This is a genomic window from Mesorhizobium sp. M6A.T.Cr.TU.017.01.1.1, from assembly GCF_004023115.1.
Taxonomy (GTDB): Bacteria; Pseudomonadota; Alphaproteobacteria; order Rhizobiales; family Rhizobiaceae; genus Mesorhizobium; species Mesorhizobium mediterraneum.
This window is the reverse complement of the sequence record NZ_RZTA01000042.1, coordinates 1-19,212: the sequence shown is the minus strand read 5'-3', so window position 1 is coordinate 19,212 and position 19,212 is coordinate 1. Positions and strand designations below refer to the sequence as shown.

General features: G+C 60.0%; 19 protein-coding genes and 1 pseudogene. 3 read left to right on the top strand and 17 right to left on the bottom strand.

The features are described 5' to 3' along the window. Positions 1–237: 237 nt before the first annotated feature. The 7 genes from EOB36_RS15730 to EOB36_RS15700 all read right to left on the bottom strand — a co-directional run bounded on the left by EOB36_RS15730 (position 238) and on the right by EOB36_RS15700 (position 8,337). Positions 238–930, bottom strand: a complete 693-nt coding sequence (locus EOB36_RS15730) for a hypothetical protein (RefSeq protein WP_126105389.1) — start codon at positions 928–930, stop codon at positions 238–240. A gap of 29 nt (positions 931–959) precedes the next feature. Further along, a complete protein-coding gene (locus EOB36_RS15725) occupies positions 960–2,072 on the bottom strand; it encodes a hypothetical protein (RefSeq protein ID WP_245467812.1) in 1,113 nt (370 codons plus the stop codon). A gap of 151 nt (positions 2,073–2,223) precedes the next feature. Then, positions 2,224–2,952, bottom strand: coding sequence for a TfuA-like protein (locus EOB36_RS15720; RefSeq protein ID WP_164547140.1), 729 nt, complete (start codon positions 2,950–2,952; stop codon positions 2,224–2,226). Positions 2,953–2,956: 4 nt separating this feature from the next. Continuing rightward, positions 2,957–4,114, bottom strand: coding sequence for a YcaO-like family protein (locus EOB36_RS15715; protein ID WP_164897531.1), 1,158 nt, complete (start codon positions 4,112–4,114; stop codon positions 2,957–2,959). Positions 4,115–4,143: 29 nt separating this feature from the next. Continuing rightward, positions 4,144–7,266, bottom strand: coding sequence for an AAA family ATPase (locus EOB36_RS15710; RefSeq protein ID WP_164897530.1), 3,123 nt, complete (start codon positions 7,264–7,266; stop codon positions 4,144–4,146). Between the two features lie 160 nt (positions 7,267–7,426). Continuing rightward, entirely contained in the window at positions 7,427–7,843 is a 417-nt protein-coding gene (locus tag EOB36_RS15705; protein ID WP_128285187.1) for a GFA family protein, read from the bottom strand. Positions 7,844–7,866: 23 nt separating this feature from the next. Continuing rightward, positions 7,867–8,337, bottom strand: a complete 471-nt coding sequence (locus tag EOB36_RS15700) for an SRPBCC family protein (RefSeq protein ID WP_128285186.1) — start codon at positions 8,335–8,337, stop codon at positions 7,867–7,869. A 106-nt stretch (positions 8,338–8,443) separates the two neighbouring features. On the opposite strand from EOB36_RS15700, the gene folP reads away from it, so the two are divergent. Further along, complete coding sequence (gene folP, locus EOB36_RS15695; RefSeq protein WP_128285185.1) at positions 8,444–9,277, top strand: dihydropteroate synthase; 834 nt, start codon at positions 8,444–8,446, stop codon at positions 9,275–9,277. Between the two features lie 9 nt (positions 9,278–9,286). Here folP and pqqE read toward each other — a convergent pair whose 3' ends face one another. From pqqE to pqqB, 4 genes are read right to left on the bottom strand one after another with little or no spacing between them, the layout of a single operon-like run. After that, on the bottom strand, positions 9,287–10,408 hold the full coding sequence (gene pqqE / locus EOB36_RS15690) for a pyrroloquinoline quinone biosynthesis protein PqqE (RefSeq protein WP_127205139.1): 1,122 nt from the start codon (positions 10,406–10,408) through the stop codon (positions 9,287–9,289). After that, positions 10,405–10,701, bottom strand: a complete 297-nt coding sequence (gene pqqD / locus EOB36_RS15685; protein ID WP_095488993.1) for a pyrroloquinoline quinone biosynthesis peptide chaperone PqqD — start codon at positions 10,699–10,701, stop codon at positions 10,405–10,407. Before pqqD ends, pqqE begins: the two co-directional genes overlap by 4 nt. Then, positions 10,698–11,456 (bottom strand): pyrroloquinoline-quinone synthase PqqC, encoded by a 759-nt coding sequence (gene pqqC, locus EOB36_RS15680; RefSeq protein WP_128285184.1) that lies wholly within the window; start codon positions 11,454–11,456, stop codon positions 10,698–10,700. Before pqqC ends, pqqD begins: the two co-directional genes overlap by 4 nt. Beyond that, positions 11,453–12,391: a pyrroloquinoline quinone biosynthesis protein PqqB gene (gene pqqB, locus EOB36_RS15675; RefSeq protein WP_128285183.1), complete on the bottom strand. Its 939-nt coding sequence runs from the start codon at positions 12,389–12,391 to the stop codon at positions 11,453–11,455. The genes pqqC and pqqB overlap by 4 nt, the downstream gene beginning before the upstream one ends. Positions 12,392–12,611: 220 nt before the next feature. Here pqqB and EOB36_RS34395 point away from each other — a divergent pair, with 220 nt between their 5' ends. Continuing rightward, positions 12,612–12,749 (top strand): hypothetical protein, encoded by a 138-nt coding sequence (locus EOB36_RS34395; RefSeq protein WP_164547143.1) that lies wholly within the window; start codon positions 12,612–12,614, stop codon positions 12,747–12,749. 58 nt (positions 12,750–12,807) lie between these two features. On the opposite strand, the gene EOB36_RS15665 is transcribed toward EOB36_RS34395, so the two are convergent. From EOB36_RS15665 to EOB36_RS15650, 4 genes are all read right to left on the bottom strand, one after another. Next, complete coding sequence (locus tag EOB36_RS15665; protein ID WP_128285182.1) at positions 12,808–13,365, bottom strand: PQQ-dependent catabolism-associated CXXCW motif protein; 558 nt, start codon at positions 13,363–13,365, stop codon at positions 12,808–12,810. Positions 13,366–13,375: 10 nt separating this feature from the next. Then, on the bottom strand, positions 13,376–14,239 hold the full coding sequence (locus tag EOB36_RS15660) for a quinoprotein dehydrogenase-associated putative ABC transporter substrate-binding protein (RefSeq protein WP_164897529.1): 864 nt from the start codon (positions 14,237–14,239) through the stop codon (positions 13,376–13,378). Between the two features lies 1 nt (position 14,240). Next, positions 14,241–14,765 carry a c-type cytochrome, methanol metabolism-related gene (locus tag EOB36_RS15655; protein ID WP_095488998.1) on the bottom strand — a complete coding sequence of 175 codons (525 nt, stop codon included), beginning with the start codon at positions 14,763–14,765 and terminating at the stop codon, positions 14,241–14,243. 181 nt (positions 14,766–14,946) lie between these two features. Beyond that, a complete protein-coding gene (locus EOB36_RS15650) occupies positions 14,947–16,845 on the bottom strand; it encodes a methanol/ethanol family PQQ-dependent dehydrogenase (RefSeq protein ID WP_095488999.1) in 1,899 nt (632 codons plus the stop codon). Between the two features lie 674 nt (positions 16,846–17,519). On the opposite strand from EOB36_RS15650, the gene EOB36_RS15645 reads away from it, so the two are divergent. After that, complete coding sequence (locus tag EOB36_RS15645) at positions 17,520–17,873, top strand: hypothetical protein (RefSeq protein ID WP_095489000.1); 354 nt, start codon at positions 17,520–17,522, stop codon at positions 17,871–17,873. A 23-nt stretch (positions 17,874–17,896) separates the two neighbouring features. Here the strand turns inward: EOB36_RS15645 and EOB36_RS15640 are convergent, their stop codons facing one another. Both EOB36_RS15640 and EOB36_RS15635 read right to left on the bottom strand, forming a co-directional pair. Next, positions 17,897–18,760: a quinoprotein dehydrogenase-associated SoxYZ-like carrier gene (locus EOB36_RS15640; RefSeq protein ID WP_126105405.1), complete on the bottom strand. Its 864-nt coding sequence runs from the start codon at positions 18,758–18,760 to the stop codon at positions 17,897–17,899. Between the two features lie 117 nt (positions 18,761–18,877). Continuing rightward, positions 18,878–19,212 (bottom strand): annotated as a pseudogene (locus EOB36_RS15635) (MBL fold metallo-hydrolase); the annotation flags it as partial.

Genomic DNA, 19,212 nt, shown 5'->3' with positions numbered 1-19,212 from the left:
GCTTGGGATCTCGCCTCCGACGTTTGCCGGTTTCACCTGCCGAAAACGGACCCGTCGCCTCCTACAATTGTAGCGAAGCGACCCGGACCGAGCCCGGGCGCCAAGCCCCGAAGTTGATTGGGCAGCGCCGCGGCCAACTCGACGCCCCAAGCTCCGTGAGGTTATCGTTTCCGACCGCACCAAGGTCGGGCTGACTACACAACCCCTCGACGGGCCGCGAAGTAGCAGGATCTATCGCTACTCAGTCAGCCTGCCGCTGCGGTGCCCGAGCGCCTGCCTCGCAGCATACATGGTCGGTGAGCGCTTGCCCGGAAGGTTGGCCTCCAGAACAAGCTGTTCGACAAATCCTTGGTTAATTTCAATCTCCACGCATTGGTCGAGTTTATCAACGATCCAGACAGCATAACCTGCATCTTCTTTCAATTTGTAGTCAGAGTCATCCTTTGGAATCTCCAATTCTGGGAACTTATTAACTAGCATTATCTTGGGTTTTGGCAGGTCAAATGTATGACCTTCGTAGGCGTAGCCGACAATCAACCCGCAAGAAAGCTCTTTCTCTGGCTTGCTGCCCAGCATATATGTTTGTGCAGTCACAGTCACAACGGCTGTGCCAAATTCCTTTATATCCAATTTAATACTGAAGCTGGCTCTTATCGGTATACTAGGCAAGTTGCCTTGGCCGAGCATTATGCCGCGGCGGACCTTATTCGATGTGGCTTTCTTAAGTACTTCTTTCGCTGCGTTGACTTCCCGTTCGTCGGCGCTAACGTCATGTGCTGTTTGGACATAAATGTTGGTGTTCGAGATTTCGCTGGCCTGTCCGGGAATGGAAATACCAATTTCCGCCTCAATTCCGTAGAGCCTGACCTGCGTTGCATTGTATGCACCGTTGGGGAATGTCAGTGTCGGACGGTGATAGTCGTCACTCATGTCAGTCCTCCTCGCTTTGACAATTCAGTTCATGAAATTTCTCGCCACCTGAAGTTTTCCTCGAACTTAGCGCCCAGCGCTGGCGCGATGCGGCTGCCGGCTTCGGCAATGGCCATCGCGGCATTCTCAAATGTCAGATCGTCCGCATCGAGGCCGGACCAGGCCCGTGCGAGAGCCAGCGCCACGTCGTCCCGCGCGCGGGTGAGCGCGCTCTTGAACAGGAACGGCCTTGCACGGAAGGCCAGCGCTGTGAAATCCGAGATGCGGTGCATGGCGGCCTCGTCGATATCCCTGATGTCGATTTCGAGAAGCCGCTTGTCGGCTAGTCCATCACCCACGAGATTTGCGTGGTAAGTGTCTACGATCGTATCGAATACCGCCCCCGTGAAAGGCCGCGACCTGTCATGGATTTCGTCGGAGACTTCAGACATGCGGCGCGAATTGCTGGCGAGGCGAATCTGCCGGTCACCGATCAGTTCGGCGATGCGGTTGAGTTCGTTCAGGACGAGGAGGTTGCCGTTGCTGTGGCGGAGCAGCCGGTCGAGACCGCTGTCGAAATGCAGGAAGGACAGAAGCGACGTTATGTCGGCGCTCGCCTCATGGAACGACGCGAAGTCGCCGGTCTTCAAGCCATTTGCCGGCACTCCAAAAAGGGAAAACAGAATCGCGTGGCCGACCTCATGCGCAATCGTATCGAAGTTGAGGGCATAGGGATAATTTCGACCGTCGGGCGCCCTGTCCACGCCGAGTTCCAGATAACCGTAGCCAGACTGGGCGTTGTTCCAGTCGACCCACGGAATGATCTCCAGCCGCTCATAGGTTTCGGCGAAGTACCAGGTAATCGGCCGCCCAAGGTAGCTTTCCCAGATGTCCAGGACCCGGCTGACTGCCCCGAAGGCGTGTGCCGCCAGGAACTGACGTGAATTCAATGAAATCCGGTCGAAGTGACCGTCGTAGGCGGGTTCCGCCGACGGGAAGACCTCGCCAACGAAGGGCGGCAGATAGGGATACTCGTAAGGTTCCTTGTCGAGGAGCGGATCGCGGACATAGATGCGATGGTCCTCCGGACCGGGGCGTAACCGGCCCGGCGGGGTCGATATCCAGACGGTCTCGGGTGTGCCGTAATTGGCAAGGTGGGGCACCTGCGGAAATAGCAGGAAGCGCGTGCCGACGGAGCGACTTTCATCGTTGGATCGATCGAGCGTTCCTAGTAGCTCAGCCCCTCTCATTTTAATACATTAGCAAAATCTTACGTATTGTAAATTGAGATTGAGAATTCTCGCCCTGATGCTTTCAAATCTCTAACCCGGCTTCGTCGAGATCCTTAAAGAAAGCCGCCGTCAATTGGAAATCTGGCAGGGGTGCAGGCTCCTTGAATAAACCGTGATCCAATAGCCGGAGTGCATCACGCGCATCCTGCTTCTTTTGCTGAACGAAAGCTGCGGCGAGGATCTCCTGATATTTCTCGACAACGAGATCACCTTCGCATGACAAGGCGTCACCGACCATGCGGGCGAGCGTGCGCTCGCGAAAATTGAGAGCTCGCGCGGCGCGCTCCAGGCTGGTTCTGTATTCAGCCGAAATGATGCCTCGACGGCAGGCCCTGCGAACAGTCATGCGAAGATCGATCAGCGCGTGGGTTATGGGCGCGGAGTTTACCCCCCATGGTCCGTGCAGCACGGCCACTGCATCGTCAGGCGCAAACGCAAAACGACGATACCACCGGTAGATGAGCCCCACTCCCTGCATGTATGGAAAGAGTTCCGCAGCGCGAAGAGCCCCCATGCTCGCCGCGCCTATTACCGGAACACCTTTCGCTATTGCCCAAAGGATTTCCTTGTGCCGGACCGCCGGCTCCGACTGAAAGCCGCCGTCGATGATGACTATCGCACTCGGATCAAAATGCTGCACGGCCGCAATGATCGAACCCTGCACAGCCGGCGGAAGGCAGATCGCCTCCACCACTTCCAGCACTTCGCCCTGTGACAGGGTGGGACCGGCAAAGACCAGCTTGGGACGCATTTGCCTAGCCATGCAACAGCGGCGTTAAGGCCGGTATGACGATCCTTACGACTGACAGGTCGCCGAGCGGTCTCGTATCGAGCTGAATCATGTACACTGTATCGATTCCTGCGCCCTCGATCTGTGCGAGAAGAGCGGACATCCTATTTCCGGCGCTGGTGTAATTCTGCCCGGCAATCGCATGGAAATGTACGTCGCGAGGGCCGTCGGACAGGAGGCGTCGGTGCGCCGCAATTTTTTGCCAGTCGGGATATTTTGGATAGGACGCGCGTGTCAGGTCATCACGGGCGCCGGAGATCGCCGTCAGTCGCGACTGCGCCGCCTCGTAGATTGCGTGAACGATCGCGGACGCGGCATCGAAACCTGCAGCCGAGCCCTCTGCCGGATGGTGAAGAATTGCAGTTTCCGGCGGCCGATCCTCCATGAGATGGCACCAGATCACCGGTAGTCCCAGCGGTGAGGGGGCGTGCCAAAGCCCGACCAGCAGGCCTTTGGCTTCCAGGCTTTCGAGAAGGCTCGCAACTGTCGGATCGTCGATCGTTCTCGGGTCAATTCGACGGCGCTGGAAAAAGCCATGGATTCGCTCCGCCCGCGTGAGTGCGTCGCGCTCGATGCATTCCATTATCCCGTGCAGAATAGAGTCCGTTTCCTCGAAGGAGGCCGCCAGGCCGGACGTCGATGAAGCGAAGATTTCCTCGTGGGGCCGCGGCGGGAACACGTAGGCAGTGTGTACAAGCTCGAATGGGACCCAATCCTGCAGACCACCCTTGAGGATATTCTCGGCATGAATCCAAGCTATCTCCCTGCTGCGCCAGCCCGGGTCGACACCTGGCTGGAGATGGGCTTCGAATCTTTCAGGAGGAATATTCAGGGAGTCTGCGGAGGCCGCGATGGGGTCGTAGTGCGCCAAGCGCTCGGCAAAGTAGGACTCTGCGGCCTCGAGAATGGCCGATACCGCAGCTTCGGTTCTGGTCGGCCCCTTGCCTTGCGAAACGGAATTTAAAAGGGAGAAAGGCCTGACCGCCTGAACCACGGGTATGTCGAGCACGTCGAGACCTGTGATGTCTGCAATCCGTGTGATGCCCAAGAGCTCGCGCATCGTCATTAGCCGCATGAGTGCTTCGCGCGGCGGAGGACCCGAGCGCTCGTATCGTTCCAGCATGGAGGCTCCCGATCTCCCAGCCGCGCAGGCTAGTGGCGCAGGCTTGGTTCTAGATTGACGAACAACGCCGCACCTTGCTCGATGGCTGATTTCGCCAGGTCGACGCGACTGCGGTACTGCCGGGATAGTTCCTCTGATACGCCCCATGTCCTGAGCATCTCGTATGCATTGAGCAGGATTGGCACCGCGTTTTGTTCATCGGCGGTAGCCAGGCTTTTGGAGAGCGCGGCAACAACCTCCATGCCTGAGGAACCTCTAAGTAGAAGGAGATGGGCCTTTCGCCGATAGAGTTCGGCGAGCCAAGAAAGACTGCCACCTGCTTCGGCTTCCGCAGCCGCGGAAGAGACAAGCGTAAGGGCCTCGTCAGTCTCGCCTGTCCGGGCCAGAAGTTCCGCCAGCATGCCGTAATAGACAGGATAGTCTTCCGGCGTCTGGAGTTCGCCGTGGATCGCGAGGCCCTCTTTGATCTGGTCCCTGCCTTGCTCTACCCGAGCAGCATTTCCTTCGCACCAGCCTTCGAGAATTTGCGCCAAGGCGGCAAGGGAGGGCAGATGGTGGCGCTTCGTCAATTCGCGGATATCGGCGATGACGCCTCGCAGCGCCGAGAAATCGCGGCGATAGCAATCAAGCATCGCTTCGTTGATGTAGACATGGGCGATACTACCAACATGCGCCGTTTGCATTGCCCAGCGCCTGGCTTCAGCCAACGACCGAACTGCGCTTGCGGCCCGGCCGGTAAACCATTGAGAGAGACCCCTATGCGACAGGCCGCAGACTCTGGCGTCGTGGCCGCCGAACAGAGTGGCATTCCCTGCCCTTTGGCCCGTCCCATAGAGCGCAAGTCCTTCGTCGACCGCCGCGATGCAGTTCTTGTGATGCCCAAGATTGAATTCGATTGCCCAAACGCAGTGTCTGGCCTGAAACTGCACTTCGGGGTCGTCGACATCCCTGAGGTCGGTGAGGACGGCCCGTGCGCGTTCCCCGTCGATGGTGGGGCCGGTGAACCACCAACCCCAGTAGATCGGAAACCACTTCGCACGCTCGGCGAGTGGCCGCCGCCTGGCGATCTCTACCCCGTCCTCGTAAAGTTTGCGGGCCGGCAGCGAGTTTGGACCTTCCGTGGCTGTAAGTATCGGCCCGAGCGGCATCATCGCGGCGAGGCGCAAAACATCCTGCTTGTCCGGCCCTCTCACTCGCTGGCAAAGGGTCATGGCATGGTCGAGAATCTGTCTCGCCTCGGCCATTGCAGAGCGGACGTAACTTTCCCGGCCGGCTGCGATGAACTGATCGATCGCTTCCTCGATAAGGCCAGCGCGTTCAGCATGGTCTGCCAGTTCAGCCGTACCCAGCCACGGGGCCAGATTTCGGTCGCGGCCGACAGCGGAGAAAAGCGACTGATGGAGGGCCTGCCGTCTCCTCCGCAGCAATGCATTGTAGATTGTCTCCCGGATCAGGGCATGACGAAATCCATAGTCGGGCTCGCCGGAAGGCCTGACCCGGATCAGGAATCCCGCCTCGATGAGGGTGTCCAGTGCATTCCCGATCGTCTCGTCACTGTATTCCGGCAACAGCTTCTGGAGCAATTCCAGATTGAAACGATTGCCGGCGACGGCGGCCGCTCGTGCCACATCCTTTGCAGGGCCCAGGGCTTCCAGCCTGGCTTGAAGGATGCCTTCAAACACCGATATTCGGCTCGATGAGCCGGCCGGCGCAAGGCGATCCGTTATGGAGGCTGCATTCTCGGCGATCCATTGGCAGATTTCCTCGATGAAAAGAGGCACGCCCCCGGTTACCTCCTCCACCATGCTAATGAGTTCCGAATGCGCGGCTGACCCGATTTCCGGCCGCATGGCCATGATCGCCTGTCGCGTTTCCTCGCGATCGAGCGGCTTCAGAGTAATATGCGGCAAGTCCCGGAACCCTAAATAAGTCCCAGGTCGCGCAGTCATTATGAGAAGCACGGGCACCCTATGGATGAAGAGTGCAAGTTCCGCCAGCAATTGCCTCGACGTGAGGTCGATCCAATGTATGTCTTCGACAACCAGGATGAGTGGTCCGTGTTCGCATATGGCTTCTATGCTTCTGCGAACTGCCCAGGCGGCTTTCTCCCGGATGACCTTGAGATCAGCCTCCTTCAGACCGGGATTCGACCCTTCAGCCCCAAGTAGAAACGAGAAGATGTCGACCACTTCGTCATCGTGAACGCTTTGATTTGCGAAGACCTGCGCTACGTCTGAAGTCTCCAGCCGACCCTCTTTGCCAGCCAGGTCACTCCGAACATTTTGCAGCAGAGGATAAAGGGCCGAGTGGGAGCCGCCGGGCTGACATTGAAAAAGCAGCAATTTTGCCCGCTGAAAGCGTGTCCTCTTGCGGACTTCATAAAGCAGGCGAGACTTGCCGATACCGGCCTCACCCTGAACTAAAATGGCGCCGCCCTTGCCGGCGACGGCATCATGCCAACATGCGGCGATGGTGGCCAGTTCGTCCCCACGGCCTATAAACGTATTGTTCAAGCGCCCGAAGGCGAAGAAGCGGTCAACGTCCCGCTTGTGGCTGATGGCACGCCAAATCCGCGCCGGCTCCGCGAAACCCTTAATAACGTGAATGCCACGAAAACTGAAAACGTGGGACCGCCGCGCCAGATTTCGGGTCTCATCGGACACCAATATTGCATCCGGCTGAGCCATAGCCTGGAGCCGCGTCGCCATGGCCAAAGCAGGGCCGGTGACGCTGGCATGCGCCGGGTCACCGCCGTCCCCGTGAACGAGGGTCATGGATGTGGCAATCCCGACCCGAACATGTAGGTCCGTATGGTCTTTCTCCAGCCCGACCCGCTTGCACGCTTCAATGATTTCGAGTCCTGCCCGGATCGCTTGCGAAGCCGCGTCCTTTGCCTCCATCTCTGCTGGAAAAAGTGCGACACCGCCGTCGCCGGCCTCGCTGTCGACAACGCCCGAGCACGAAGAGATTGCCTGTCTTGCCGCACGCCGAAAGGCCGACATCAGTTCTTCATAGTCCTCGATATCCAGAACTGCGAGCAGGTCGGTTGATCCGACCAGATCATAACAGAGAGCTGTCATAACGCGCCGCTCGCTGCGAACGTCGGACACACTACCGTCGACCTTGCTCAGAACGCCCTTGGCAAGGGCCACGATTGGAGGCTCTACTCGACCCTTTTCCGACATGCTACGGTGCCTTGGCTGGCGGAGTGGGAGCGATACTATCAAATGCGCTAATATTCACCAGAGCGCTCGGACGACCCTCATCATAAGCGATACTCGGACGATGTGCGTCACGCTCGCTGACCGCCGGTTAGCCTGATGGCATCTTCTCGAACGTCTTCAACCCGGTTTCCATCGTGTCCCAGGGGAGGGCCCGGATACCGTACGTCACCACGGTCGGATTGAACCTTGCCGGATCGTCAAGGCTTGCTGCATGGATCGTTATCGGGTCCGGCATGGCGGTGTACGTCAGGTAGACCGGGGTTCCGCAGACCGGGCAGAAGGAATGGATTTTCACATTCCCGTTGTCCGCCGCGACACGCCACTCCGTTGTCGTGCCGGTGATCGTCACGTCCGCTCGCGACGAAAACGTCAGATAGGATCCATGACCGGTGCCGCTTCTTTTCTGGCAATCACGGCAGTGGCAGTGGTTCTCGAAGATGGGGGTTGCCTTAGCCTCGTAGCGAACCGCGCCGCACGCGCATCCGCCGGTGTAGAGAGTGCTCATGTGCTCGGCTCCCTGTTTCGCGGTCAGGCCGCCCGTTCGGACGCGCGCGGCTTCGCGAAGACATCGATCGCTTGACCCGTTTCGAGGACGGATTTCAGGCTGGAGAGGACGATCGGCCAGCCGCGCTTGATGCCGTTCGCCATCCCGCTGCCGGCTTCGAGCTCGTCATGGGTGACGGTCAGCCGGACCATGGCCTTGTATTCCTCGACCTCGAAGGTCACCCGGCTGTAGCTCGCCGGATCGGACGCCTGCGAAGCGTTTGCCCAGGTGATGACGAGACGGGTCGGCGCGGAGACCTCGATGACTTTGCCGACGAGCTCGACGCTCCGCTCATCATTGGCGCGGATATGCTCCCAGCTCGAACCGGGCTTCCAGTCAGAGACGTTCTCGTGGCCCCAGTAGCGCCGTGCGAGGTCTGGTTTCGTTATGGCCTCAAACACCTTTCCCGGCGTCGAAACGATATAGTAAGTAAAGCTGATCGCTTCCTTGGTCATTGCTAGGCTCCTTTTTGTTTCACGAGCATAGGTAGATGGGGGAACCGCGATCGTGTGAGTGACAATCGTGTCGCGAATGGCTTCTGATATGACAGAAGGTTGATGCATGATGCGCTGGCACCTTGCTCATGGACGGCATCTCGATCTTGGCGCGAGTTCGTTGCTGATGGGGATTTTGAACGTCACGCCCGACAGTTTTTCCGACGGGGGAGAATTCGATCGGCCGGAGCGGGCGCTCCAGCAGGCGCGGCGCATGATCGGCGAGGGTGCGGCGATCATCGATGTCGGCGGCGAGTCCACCCGGCCCGGCGCCGGCGCCGTTTCGGCGCGCGAGGAACAATCGCGCATCCTGCCGGTCGTCGAGGCGCTGTCGTCCGACGGCGGCAGCCTCGTTTCGGTCGACACCTATCGGGCCGAGACGGCGCGTCTGGCGGTCGCGGCGGGCGCACATATCGTCAACGACGTGCATGGCTTGCAGCGCGAACCAGACATCGCGCACGTCGCGGCGGAAACCGGCGCCGGTCTCGTCATCATGCACACCGGGCGCGACCGCGAAAAACTGGCGGATGTGATCGCCGACCAGTTCCTGTTCCTGAACAGATCGCTGGAGATCGCGCGCCATGCCGGCATCCCGGATGATCGGATCGTGCTGGACCCGGGCTTCGCCTTCGCCAAGGATGGAGAGGAAAACCTTGAACTCATGGCTCGCTTCGGCGAATTGCGCGCTCTCGGTTTTCCATTGCTGGTCGGCACGTCACGCAAGCGTCTTGCCCGTCACCTGGTCGGCGGAACTGACGAGGGGCGCGACGTCGGCACAGCGGCGACAAGCGTCATCCTGCGGTTGAAGGGCGCTTCGATCTTTCGCGTGCACAATGTCGCGGTCAACCGCGATGCGCTGGCTTTCGCCGATGCGGTGCGCGAGCGCGAGACCGTGGAATAGAAGAGCGCGTCAGGCGGGCTCGGTCACGACGCCGATCCGCCGGTAGACGAATTGTTCGTCCTTCGAAGGAACTGCCGCAGCACGCTGGGCTTCGTCGATTAGCATTGCCATGCGCGCATGGATTGGCGATTTCGCGCAAGCCGGGTCCGTCGCGGCGGCATCGCCGGCGATCGCCATCGCCTGGCAGCGGCAGCCGCCCCAGTCGATTTCACGCCGTTCGCAGCTGCGGCAGGGCTGCTGCATCCAGTCGGTGCCGCGAAAGGCATTGAATGCTGGCGAATCGGTCCAGATATCGGCCAGGCTGCGCGGTCCAAAACGCTCGAAGCTGAGCGATGGGATGGTCTGTGCGGCATGGCATGGCAGCACGGTGCCGTCCGGCGTCACCATGAAGGCGTCTCGCGCCCAGCCACCCATGCACGGCTTGGGATAGATGGCGAAATAATCCGGCGGGACGAAATCGATGTTCATGATGCCGGTCAGCCGTTCGCGTGCCGCCGCGACGATCTCCGCCTGCCGTTCAACTGCATCGCGCTCAGGCATCAGTTGATCGCGATTGGTCAGCGCCCAGCCGGCATACTGCACGTTGGCGATCTCGAGCCGCTCCGCGCCCAGTGAAAGCGCCAGATCGATGAATTCCGGCACCTCCTCGATGTTGTGGCGATGGATCGGCGCGTTGATGGTGAGCGGCAGGCCGGCCGCGCGAGCCCGGCGTGCCGTCTCCAGCTTCTTTTCGTGGCCGCCTTTGTGGTTGCCGATGCGGTCGGTGGTCGCCGGCCGTGCGCCTTGAAAGCTCAGCTGCAGATGGTCGAGCCCGGCTTCGGCAAACGCCTCGATGCGGCCTTCGGCAATGCCGACGCCGGCGGTGATCAGGTTGGTGTAGACCCCGCGCGCCGAAAGCCCGGCGATCAATTGCTCGAGGTCGCGGCGCAGCGTCGGTTCACCGCCGGACAGATGCACCTGGAGAACGCCGAGATCGGCCGCCTGTAAGAACAGGTCGAGCCAGGTCTGTGTGTCGAGTTCGCGATTGGCCTTCAGCAATTCGAGCGGATTGGAGCAATAAGGGCATTGCAGCGGGCAGCGATGCGTCAGTTCCGCCAACATGCCGATCGGAGGGAGAAGGGGCTCGCTCATAGCTTCACCAGCAGCTTGTCCGACCATTCCTGCAGGAAGGCGACGACGTCGGCGGCCACGGCCTCCTGTTCGGCGTCATATTCCGCCGCAAGGTCGGCAATGATGTGGCCGACCGTCGATCGCCCATCGCAGCGGCGCAATATGTCGAGGCTGATGTCGTTCGGCCAAAATATTTTTTCGGGCGAAAGCACGGCGAACGCCTGCCGCACCGGGTCGTGCTGTATGCGCACGTGCTTCGGCAGCGATGGCACCGACTGCGGCGACACAATGGCTCTTTCGCGCAGCGCCATCATAGGGCTGCCTCCGGACGAAAGGCGCCGGGCGGTATGTTTCCCGACTCGCCATAGGCGTGTTGAAGCGCGTCGAGCATGGCCCAGAGTATATCGCATTTGAACACCAGCGCATCGATCGCCTGCTGCTGGCGTTCCGCCGTGTCGGCATGGCCGAGCACGTAAGCGAGGGCGAAGTCGGCGTCGCGCGAGGCCTGTTCGGGCCGTCGGCTGAAATAGGCCAGCGTATCCTCGGTGATGTAGTCGTATTTGGCCAGCATCGCCGGAACCCGCTCGCCGATGATGAGCGGCGAGAACATCTCGGTCAGCGACGAGGCGACCGCCTCGAACAGCGTCCGGTTCGTGCAAAAGGAGAGGTAGGCGCCGACCGCGAAACATGTCGCCGGCAACGCCAGCCTTTCGCTCTTCACCGCATCGGCATCGAGACCGAGCGAGGTCGCCAGATGCAGCCAGCGCGCAATGCCGCCGCTCCAGCCGTCCTCGCCGTCGTGGTCCTCGATGCGCTTGCGCCAGGCGGCGCGAAACGCCGGATCCTCGGCATGTGCGAGGATCATGGCATCCTTGCGCGGAATGACGGCCTGGTAGCAATAGCGGTTCAGCGCCCACGCCTGCATCTCGATCCTCGACAGCGCACCGCTGGTCATCCTGTGATGGAAAGGGTGGCGGTTGTGATAGCGCTCGGCACCGACCTGCCGCAGCACGGCTTCGAGCTCGCTGGAGGACAGGCCGTTCCTGGCCGCGTCGTGGAAATCACTCAAAATTCCATCTCCATCCCGTCGCGGGCGACTTCCCAGCCGGCCGCCTTGACCGCTGCGTGCTCGGCGGAATTCTCGTCCAGGACAGGGTTGGTGTTGTTGATGTGGACGAAGACACGGCGGCCGATCCTCACATCGGCCAAGCCGGCGATCGAGCCCGCGTCTCCCGACATTGCCAGGTGCCCCATGCGCGCACCGGTTTTTTGGCCGACGCCGGCGGCAATCATCTCGTCGTCCGTGTAGACCGTGCCGTCGAACAGAAGGCAGGCGGCATCGGCTAGGCGCGTGCGCAGGGTCGCGTCGATGCGCGCGCAGCCCGGTATATAGAAGACGGAGCCGCGATTGCCTGCACCGGCGATACGGACGCCGATCGTGTCGCCGGCGTCGGAGCTGAAATTGCCCTCTGGCTGACTTCTTTCCTCGAGATAAAGGGCTATCTTCCCGGGCACGGGAAAGCTCTCGACAGCCACGCCGGTGTCGTGGCCGTCTGCGTCGTAGATCGCCAGTTCTTCCGCCGGCGGCAAGATGCGTCGCGGCACGAGCGACGGATCGAGAACATTGAAAATCGAATTCGCCTCCAGCGTCGCCAGAACCTGTGTCGTTGCATAGATAGCGAAAGCCTGCCGCTCACGCAGGCTGAGCAGGCCGGCGACATGATCGACATCGGCATTGGTCAGCACCACCGCACGGATAGGCGTCGAACGCAGTGGCGCATCGTGCGCGGGCTGCAATTCGGGCGTTTGCGCAATCTGTTGGCGAATATCGGGCGAGGCGTTGAAGAGAACCCAGCCGGCCCCGTCCACTGACGCGGCGATGCTCGATTGGGTCCGCGAATGCACGCCGGCCATCCCGCTGCGCGCCGCGCGGCTCAGGTGATAGTTGCAATTCCATTGCGGAAAGCCACCTCCTGCCGCCGAGCCGATGATCTTCAAGCGCATTGCAATGCCCGCTCTGCGGCTTGTTCAACCAGCAGGAAATTTTCGGCCGTGAATCGCTTCGCGCCCGCATTGAACGCGTCAACGCCTTCCACGAAGATCTCACGCGGCAAGAAAGTGCGTGTCCCCGTTGCCAGGGACACGCACCTCTGCGGCCTACTTCTTGGGAGGAATTTCAGCAGGCAGATACCGCGAAATTTCGAAGCCCGCAGCAACTTGGCACATGGTCGGTTTTGTCCAGCTCTTCTTCATGGCATTTCTCCTCTTCTACCAGCCCGAAGGGGCCGATCCTTTTCTCAGTCAACCATTGCTGGGCACCATTGCAATGGCTCGTCCATCAGCTCTCAAAATGGACAAATGAAACGGTAGGTTCTGAAAAATCGAAAAACAAGACGTTCGAAAATAACAATGCTCATGCTTCAATTGCTGATCACGTAAGGCTTCTTCTCCTCCAGCGGAAGGTTTGCACCTTCCCATCCATCGGCGCCGAGCGGATACCAGATCACCGAACTGTAGCCCCATTCGACGGCCCGTTTCGCGGCATTCCAGGACATCCAGCAATTCGTCATGCAATAGAACAGGATAGCGCGCGACTTGTCGGCACCGGCTTCGGCCGCGAGGCCTTGGCGAAAATAGCTGGCGGTCTCCTCGGAGATAGCGCCGTAACCGACGTTGGCCAGCCAGATGCTGCCCGGGATGTCCTTTCTGATCGCCTCTCTCCAAATCGTTCCTGCCGGCAAATTGGCCGGCTTCGGCGTGTTCGGCATGACGTCGAAGAACACCGCCTTCTTCTCCCGCCACAGCGCCTCGGCCTCTGCCGTCGTCACCACGCTCGCACCTTGCAGCGTCTGCGGCACCGGCGCCCGATATTCGTCCATCCGGTAGCCGCCGGGCTCGGCGATATCGCCAGCCCACATCGGTTCGGTCAGACTGAGAAGGCCCGCAGCGACCAGCAAAATCGTCTCCTTTCCCTTCATACCGGCATCGTCATTGCGTGATCGGATTATCGTGTTCGTCGATCAGCGGCACATTGTAGTCCAGCAGGATCCTGTTGATCTCCGCCTGGTTTTCCCTGATCACCCGGTTGAGCGACCGCTTCCATTCCTGGTCGGATGGACGCACGCCCATGGTGATACGATAGGACATGCGCGAGCCGGTTTTTTCCTTCACCAGCGGAACGATCGTGAGGTCGGCGCCGAGTTCCTTAGCATAGTAGCCTGCCATCGGTCCCCAAATGACCGCCGCGTCGATCTTGCCGGCGAGCATGTCCTTGATCATGACCTCCCCCATGGAAGGGGTGAGGCGCGTATCCACCGCCAAGGGATAGATTTTTGCCGTTCGCAAGAGCTTGTTGGCAGCCATGTTGGCAGTCGGCGGCGTGCTTTCGACGACACCGATCTTCTTGCCGGTGAGTTTCGGATCCTCGATCGTCTCGACGCCTTCCATGCCGTTGCCCTTCGGGTGCACCAGCACATAGGAGGAGCGATAGTAGGCGTTGGTGTTCTGCACCAGTTCATCGCCCTGGGCATAGCCCATGATGATGTCGCATCGGTTGGCCGCCAGCGTGTTGCGCACGAAGCCGGCGACAAGAGGAAACCACGTGTAGGCGACGGACTTCCGACCGGTTTTCGCTGCAACCAGTTCGGCCAGCTTGTTTTCGAAGCCTTCGCCGCTCTTGTCGGTGAAAGGCATGTTCGAAGGATCGGCGCAGACGCGCAGAATATCGGGGTCGACCAGTTCTCCTGCGGCACCAAGGCCGGCGTCCTGCGCCTGGGCGTTCGAAGGCGGCAAGGCGAGTGCGCCGACGATCGACAGCACAAAACGCAGCTTCAACGCATCACGGCCAGTCATATCATCCACCCATACAGGATGCTTCGGCATCCTTCGCTGCTTGTGGCTTGTCTGCTTTCTTCGGCGGTCTGCCGCGGGGCGCCGCACCGTCGGCGCGGGCGCGGAGGTAGACGTAGAGATCGTCCATGTAGCAATAGACGTTCTTGTTGTCGCCAAAGGCAGGCATGACATTCTCCTTGCCGCCGCCGACATTCTTGCGGCCTTCGGCGACAATCGAGAGGAACGTGCCGTAATCCATGGTTTTCAGGCTGTTGACCAGGGCCGGCGCATAGCTCGAACCGGTGCCGTCCGGTCCGTGACAGACATGGCAATCGGAGTGATAGCGGCGATAACCGCTGAACGTGTACCAATCCACGGTTCCGTTTTCGATCTTGTAGGTCGGGTTTCCGTCCGCGTCGAAATGTTTGCCGGCCTCTTCCGTCACCGCCTTGGCTTTTTCCGCGCTGTCCTCGGCCTGCGCGAGACTTGAGCTTGCCAGAGGCAGCAGAGCCAGGGCGAGGGCGGAAATTACAATGCGAACGGACATTCAGTATCTTCCTTCATTTGCCACGGACACGGGCTTTTCTGTCGTGAAGCGGCATTGATCGATGTTTTGGGGCGCGGCGAAATCGAGAGCCCGGTCCTGGCTTCCCGGTGATCCGGGCTCTCGCTTTTCAAGCCTTGGTCTTTTCACAAGACCCGAGGCGTGTGCCTAAGGTTCCCGTGTGTCAGTCCGGGAGACCGAAGACGGTGAGCTGACCGCCCAGCGTCGTGTAGTCGGCCAGTGCTGCGTAGCCACCGACCGCTCCCAGACCAGCAGTCCCAACGACCGCAGTCTCGTCGCCTTGCTCACGGCCCTGATCGACGGCGCCATGCCAGGCAGCGGCGTTTTCGGGCGAAAGCAGTCCACCTGCCAGACCGATACCGGCCCATCCGCCGACGCCGGACAGAACGGCGATGTACTGCTTGCCGCCATGCTCGTAGGCCGTGATGTTGCCGATGATGCCGGACGGGGTCTTGAACTTGTAGAGTTCATTCCCGTCATGATCGACCGCCTTGATGTAGCCCTCGAGCGTGCCGTAGAAGACGACGTCGCCGTCGGTTGCCAGCGCGCCCGACCACACCGAGAACTTCTCGGGTTTCGACCAGACGATCTCGCCCTTGGCAGCATCCCAGGCAATGAAGTTGCCCATGTGGTCGGCTCCAGGGGGAGGATACATCGACACGGTGGCGCCCACGTAAGGCTGACCGGCAGTGTAGCTCACCTTATAAGGCTCATAGTCCATGCAGACATGGTTTGTCGGCACGTAGAACAGGCCGGTCTTCGGCGAATAGGCCGCCGGTTGCTGGTCCTTGGTTCCAAGCGCCGCCGGGCAGATGCCCGTCGTGTTGGTGTCTTCGCCGTTCGCCTGGGTCGAATATTTGGCCACGACCTGCGGGCGGCCATACTGGTCGCTGCTGGGGTCCATGTTGACTTCCGTCGCCCAGTTCACTGCCGGATCGTATTTCTTGGCGACGAGAAGTTCGCCACTGGCGCGATCCATGGTGTAGGCAAAGCCATTGCGGTCGAAATGCACCAGCACGTCGCGCTTGGCGCCGCCGACCTCCATGCCATCGACGAGAATCATCTCGTTGATGCCGTCAAAGTCCCATTCGTCATGCGGGGTCATCTGGTAGAGCCATTTGGCAACACCAGTATCCGCATCGCGAGCCATGATTGTCATGGACCAGCGATTGTCGCCTGGGCGCTGGACCGGGTTCCATGTCGAGGGATTGCCGGTACCATAGTAAACCAGGTTCAGCTTGGGATCATAGGAATACCATCCCCATGTCGTGCCGCCGCCTGTCTTCCACTGCTCGCCTTCCCAGGTGTTCGTGCCGGAATCCTTTCCGACAGGTTTGCCGAGATGGGTGGTCTTCTCGGGATCGATCAGGGTGTCTGCGTCCGGACCTTCCGAATAGGCTTTCCAGGCGAGCTTGCCATCTGCCAGATTGTAGGCGGCCAACCAGCCGCGAACGCCGAATTCAGCGCCGGAGACGCCGACCAGCACCTTGTCCTTGACGACTACGGGTGCTGACGTGCCGGATTCGCCCTTTCCGCCGTCGGTCTGCTCGCCGTTCTTGACTGACCAGACGACCTTGCCGGTCTTGGCATCGAGCGCCACGACGGTGGTGTCGGCCTGGTTTAGAATGATCTTGCCGTCACCATAGGCGACGCCACGATTGACCGTGTCGCAGCACATGATCCCAATAACATTGGGGTCTTGCTTGGGCTCGTATTTCCAGAGGATCTTTCCGTCATTGTTGAGATCGAGAGCATAGACGGTGTTCGGGAACGGCGCGTGGACATACATCACATCGCCGATAATCAGCGGCCCGCCTTCATGGCCGCGCAGCACGCCAGTGGAGAAGCTCCACTTGACCTGCAGGTTCTTCACGTTGTCCTTGGTGATCTGGTTAAGTTTGGAAAAGCGGGTGTTGGCGTAGTCACCCGTCTGCATCACCCAGTCCTTGGGGTTTTCGGCCATTTTCATTAGTTCTTCATTGGCCGACGTCATGTGGACCGCGCCGAACGACATGAGCGCCGCGGTCGTTAGTAGGTAGGCAGTTTTCGCAAATACACGCATCAAAGTCCTCCCAGGGTTCACAATGACGAATCGTCCGTTGAGCCCACGAGGGCTTGCCCAAGCGATTCATGTGGGGGAAGTATTTCCGGCAGCGTGTCACGACCTAAGCCGAATGAGCAGAGGGCACCGTTACTGCCCATCCCACTTGGCCTACGAAAGACTGTCGCCGCTCCCTAATGACGGTGACGCCCTTGAAGCCGGAAACAGGATGAAGCTATGTCATCCCCAAGCGGAAGGCAAGAAAAATCACTTCCGTCTATGTTGCACTGCAATATAGAGAAATAGATATGAAAAAACTCATACAGAAAGCTATTGATCGACTGTGAATGAGGCTGGATTTATATAAGTTACCCAATTTTGCGTATTTTTTGGACGGAATGTATTAAGTTTTATTTATGAATATTCATTGGATCGTGTGAAATTAAGTATGCGCGTGTCGCTCGGGGTGCCGATAGTGGAGGAGACATGAAATGAAGGTCGGCACCGGGATTCGGAGGGGGTGATCGTGTCGTCGAGGAGGCCTTTTGCCGGCCGGCACGGCCCTGCTCCTTTGGTACTATACGGCCTGCATGAGAACTTGACTGGCGTGGTGGCACGAGGCCAACTGGTGCTGTGATCCGTCTCGATCCATCGGGCTCGATCTGTCACGTCCGGGCCAAACGGAGGGTTTCCCCATGCTCAGATATGTCGGCTTTTCGACCTTGCCGCTGTTGCTTACATCGGCCTTGGCCTTCGCCAATCCGGCCGGCGCCGCCGGCGATTACCCGACGGTGACGGTTGTCGACTATGTGCTCGGCTGCATGCAGACGAATGGCCAGACACGTCGGGCGCTGGAGAGCTGTTCCTGCTCGATCGACGTCATCGCCTCGATCCTTCCGTTCGAGGATTATGAAAGGGCCGAGACCTTCAAGAGCATGTCCCTGACGACAGGGGAGCGTTCGGGACTGTTTCGCGAAAGCGCGCCGGCAAAAGCCGCGAGCACGGAACTGAAGCGCGCGCAGGCGGAAGCCGACGTGCGCTGCTTTTAAACAAACGCGTTGCGCACGCGGCTTCAGAGCCCCGTAGCCTCCAGTGGCCATTGATTGCGAAATACCTTGCCATCCGTATCGATAGCTTCGACCTGGATTTGGCCATTGCCGTGCGCCGTGAAATCGAATCGGAAATTGGGATCTTCCGAAATCGATATTCCACCTTCCATCGAGAGAATCGGCCGGTCTGCCTGCGAGATCGATAGTTTCTGAACAAAATGCGCGGGGATGAAATACTGGGTCAGCGGGTTGCGCTGCAGGCCCGAATTGTTCGGGTGCCGGATCATCAACTGCAATTCCTGTGCCTTTGTCATCGTCTCTTGAGGCGGGAATTGGCGCAGCTTCATCTGCCCCATCGTCGCCAGCGCCTCGTCCTGGTTCTTGACCGCCGGGGCCGAGCATCCGCCCGATGCCTTGACGAACGTCTGGGCCATGTGGAGCTCGCCACCCTGCGTTTCTGCTATGGCACGCAGATAGGAATAGTCGTTGACGCGCACACGCGTCGACAGATGCGTCACGCCGGCGTCCTTGCCGATCTGGAACGTCGCCGCCACCGGTGCCGGATTGACGTCGATGATCAAGGTGACGGATTTGATGCCGTCAGGCGCCTTGGCGGGGTCGATATAGATGTCGACGGGCACGATGGCGGCATCCTGCGCCCGCTTCGGCGCCTCGATCCTGACGACGCCGCTATCGACCAGAATTGCCCGATCGCCGAACACGTCGCCTTTCAGATCCTGCCAGATTCTGTCCGAAGATGCTGTTGTTTGCTGCGCGTTGGCGGCTCCGGAGGAACCAACGAGCGTGCCGACGGCCAAGATGATCGCGGCGAAGATGGCCGCGAGCGGCAAGGCGAGCTGCCGGCTCCGGTAAGCGTGGTTCTGCATTTCGATGCCTCCACCAATGTCAGAGAGGTGGTGCCCAGGCTGATATCGAGGATAAGCCCTTGACGATGTGTTGGCAAATCGATCGACCTCGTCCACGTCCAGCGCTTGTCGTGCGGTCTATTCCCATTCGAGTTCGGCAAAGGCGGCGGTTGCATTGCGCTCATTATACTCGTCGAATAGACGCCACTTGCCCCGTTCGCTTGCGCCCGCGGTCTTGACGGACTCGCTGAGCGGCATCCCGTCGGCGATCGCCCTGCGAATATCGCGCGCCAGAACCTCGAAATAGCGCCGCTCCGCCGTCAGCGCCTCCGGCCAGTCGGCCGGCACCGGGCCATGACCCGGCACGGCGCGCGCGGCGCCGATCGCGGCGAGCGCATCCATCTGGCGAAGCCAGCCAAGCAGCGATCCGTCGAGCGTCGGCAAGGAACCGACGAAAACGAGACCGCCGGCAA

Coding starts and splice junctions, on each gene's coding strand:
- EOB36_RS15660 (WP_164897529.1), bottom strand. CDS start 14,239: ATGACTGGCCGTGATGCGTTGAAGCTGCGTTTTGTGCTGTCGATCGTC.
- EOB36_RS15705 (WP_128285187.1), bottom strand. CDS start 7,843: ATGAGCACTCTCTACACCGGCGGATGCGCGTGCGGCGCGGTTCGCTAC.
- pqqD (WP_095488993.1), bottom strand. CDS start 10,701: ATGATGGCGCTGCGCGAAAGAGCCATTGTGTCGCCGCAGTCGGTGCCA.
- EOB36_RS15730 (WP_126105389.1), bottom strand. CDS start 930: ATGAGTGACGACTATCACCGTCCGACACTGACATTCCCCAACGGTGCA.
- EOB36_RS15720 (WP_164547140.1), bottom strand. CDS start 2,952: ATGCGTCCCAAGCTGGTCTTTGCCGGTCCCACCCTGTCACAGGGCGAA.
- EOB36_RS15665 (WP_128285182.1), bottom strand. CDS start 13,365: ATGAAGGGAAAGGAGACGATTTTGCTGGTCGCTGCGGGCCTTCTCAGT.
- EOB36_RS34395 (WP_164547143.1), top strand. CDS start 12,612: ATGGTCGGTTTTGTCCAGCTCTTCTTCATGGCATTTCTCCTCTTCTAC.
- pqqB (WP_128285183.1), bottom strand. CDS start 12,391: ATGCGCTTGAAGATCATCGGCTCGGCGGCAGGAGGTGGCTTTCCGCAA.
- folP (WP_128285185.1), top strand. CDS start 8,444: ATGATGCGCTGGCACCTTGCTCATGGACGGCATCTCGATCTTGGCGCG.
- EOB36_RS15655 (WP_095488998.1), bottom strand. CDS start 14,765: ATGTCCGTTCGCATTGTAATTTCCGCCCTCGCCCTGGCTCTGCTGCCT.
- EOB36_RS15700 (WP_128285186.1), bottom strand. CDS start 8,337: ATGACCAAGGAAGCGATCAGCTTTACTTACTATATCGTTTCGACGCCG.
- EOB36_RS15640 (WP_126105405.1), bottom strand. CDS start 18,760: ATGCAGAACCACGCTTACCGGAGCCGGCAGCTCGCCTTGCCGCTCGCG.
- EOB36_RS15645 (WP_095489000.1), top strand. CDS start 17,520: ATGCTCAGATATGTCGGCTTTTCGACCTTGCCGCTGTTGCTTACATCG.
- pqqE (WP_127205139.1), bottom strand. CDS start 10,408: ATGAGCGAGCCCCTTCTCCCTCCGATCGGCATGTTGGCGGAACTGACG.
- EOB36_RS15650 (WP_095488999.1), bottom strand. CDS start 16,845: ATGCGTGTATTTGCGAAAACTGCCTACCTACTAACGACCGCGGCGCTC.
- EOB36_RS15715 (WP_164897531.1), bottom strand. CDS start 4,114: ATGCTGGAACGATACGAGCGCTCGGGTCCTCCGCCGCGCGAAGCACTC.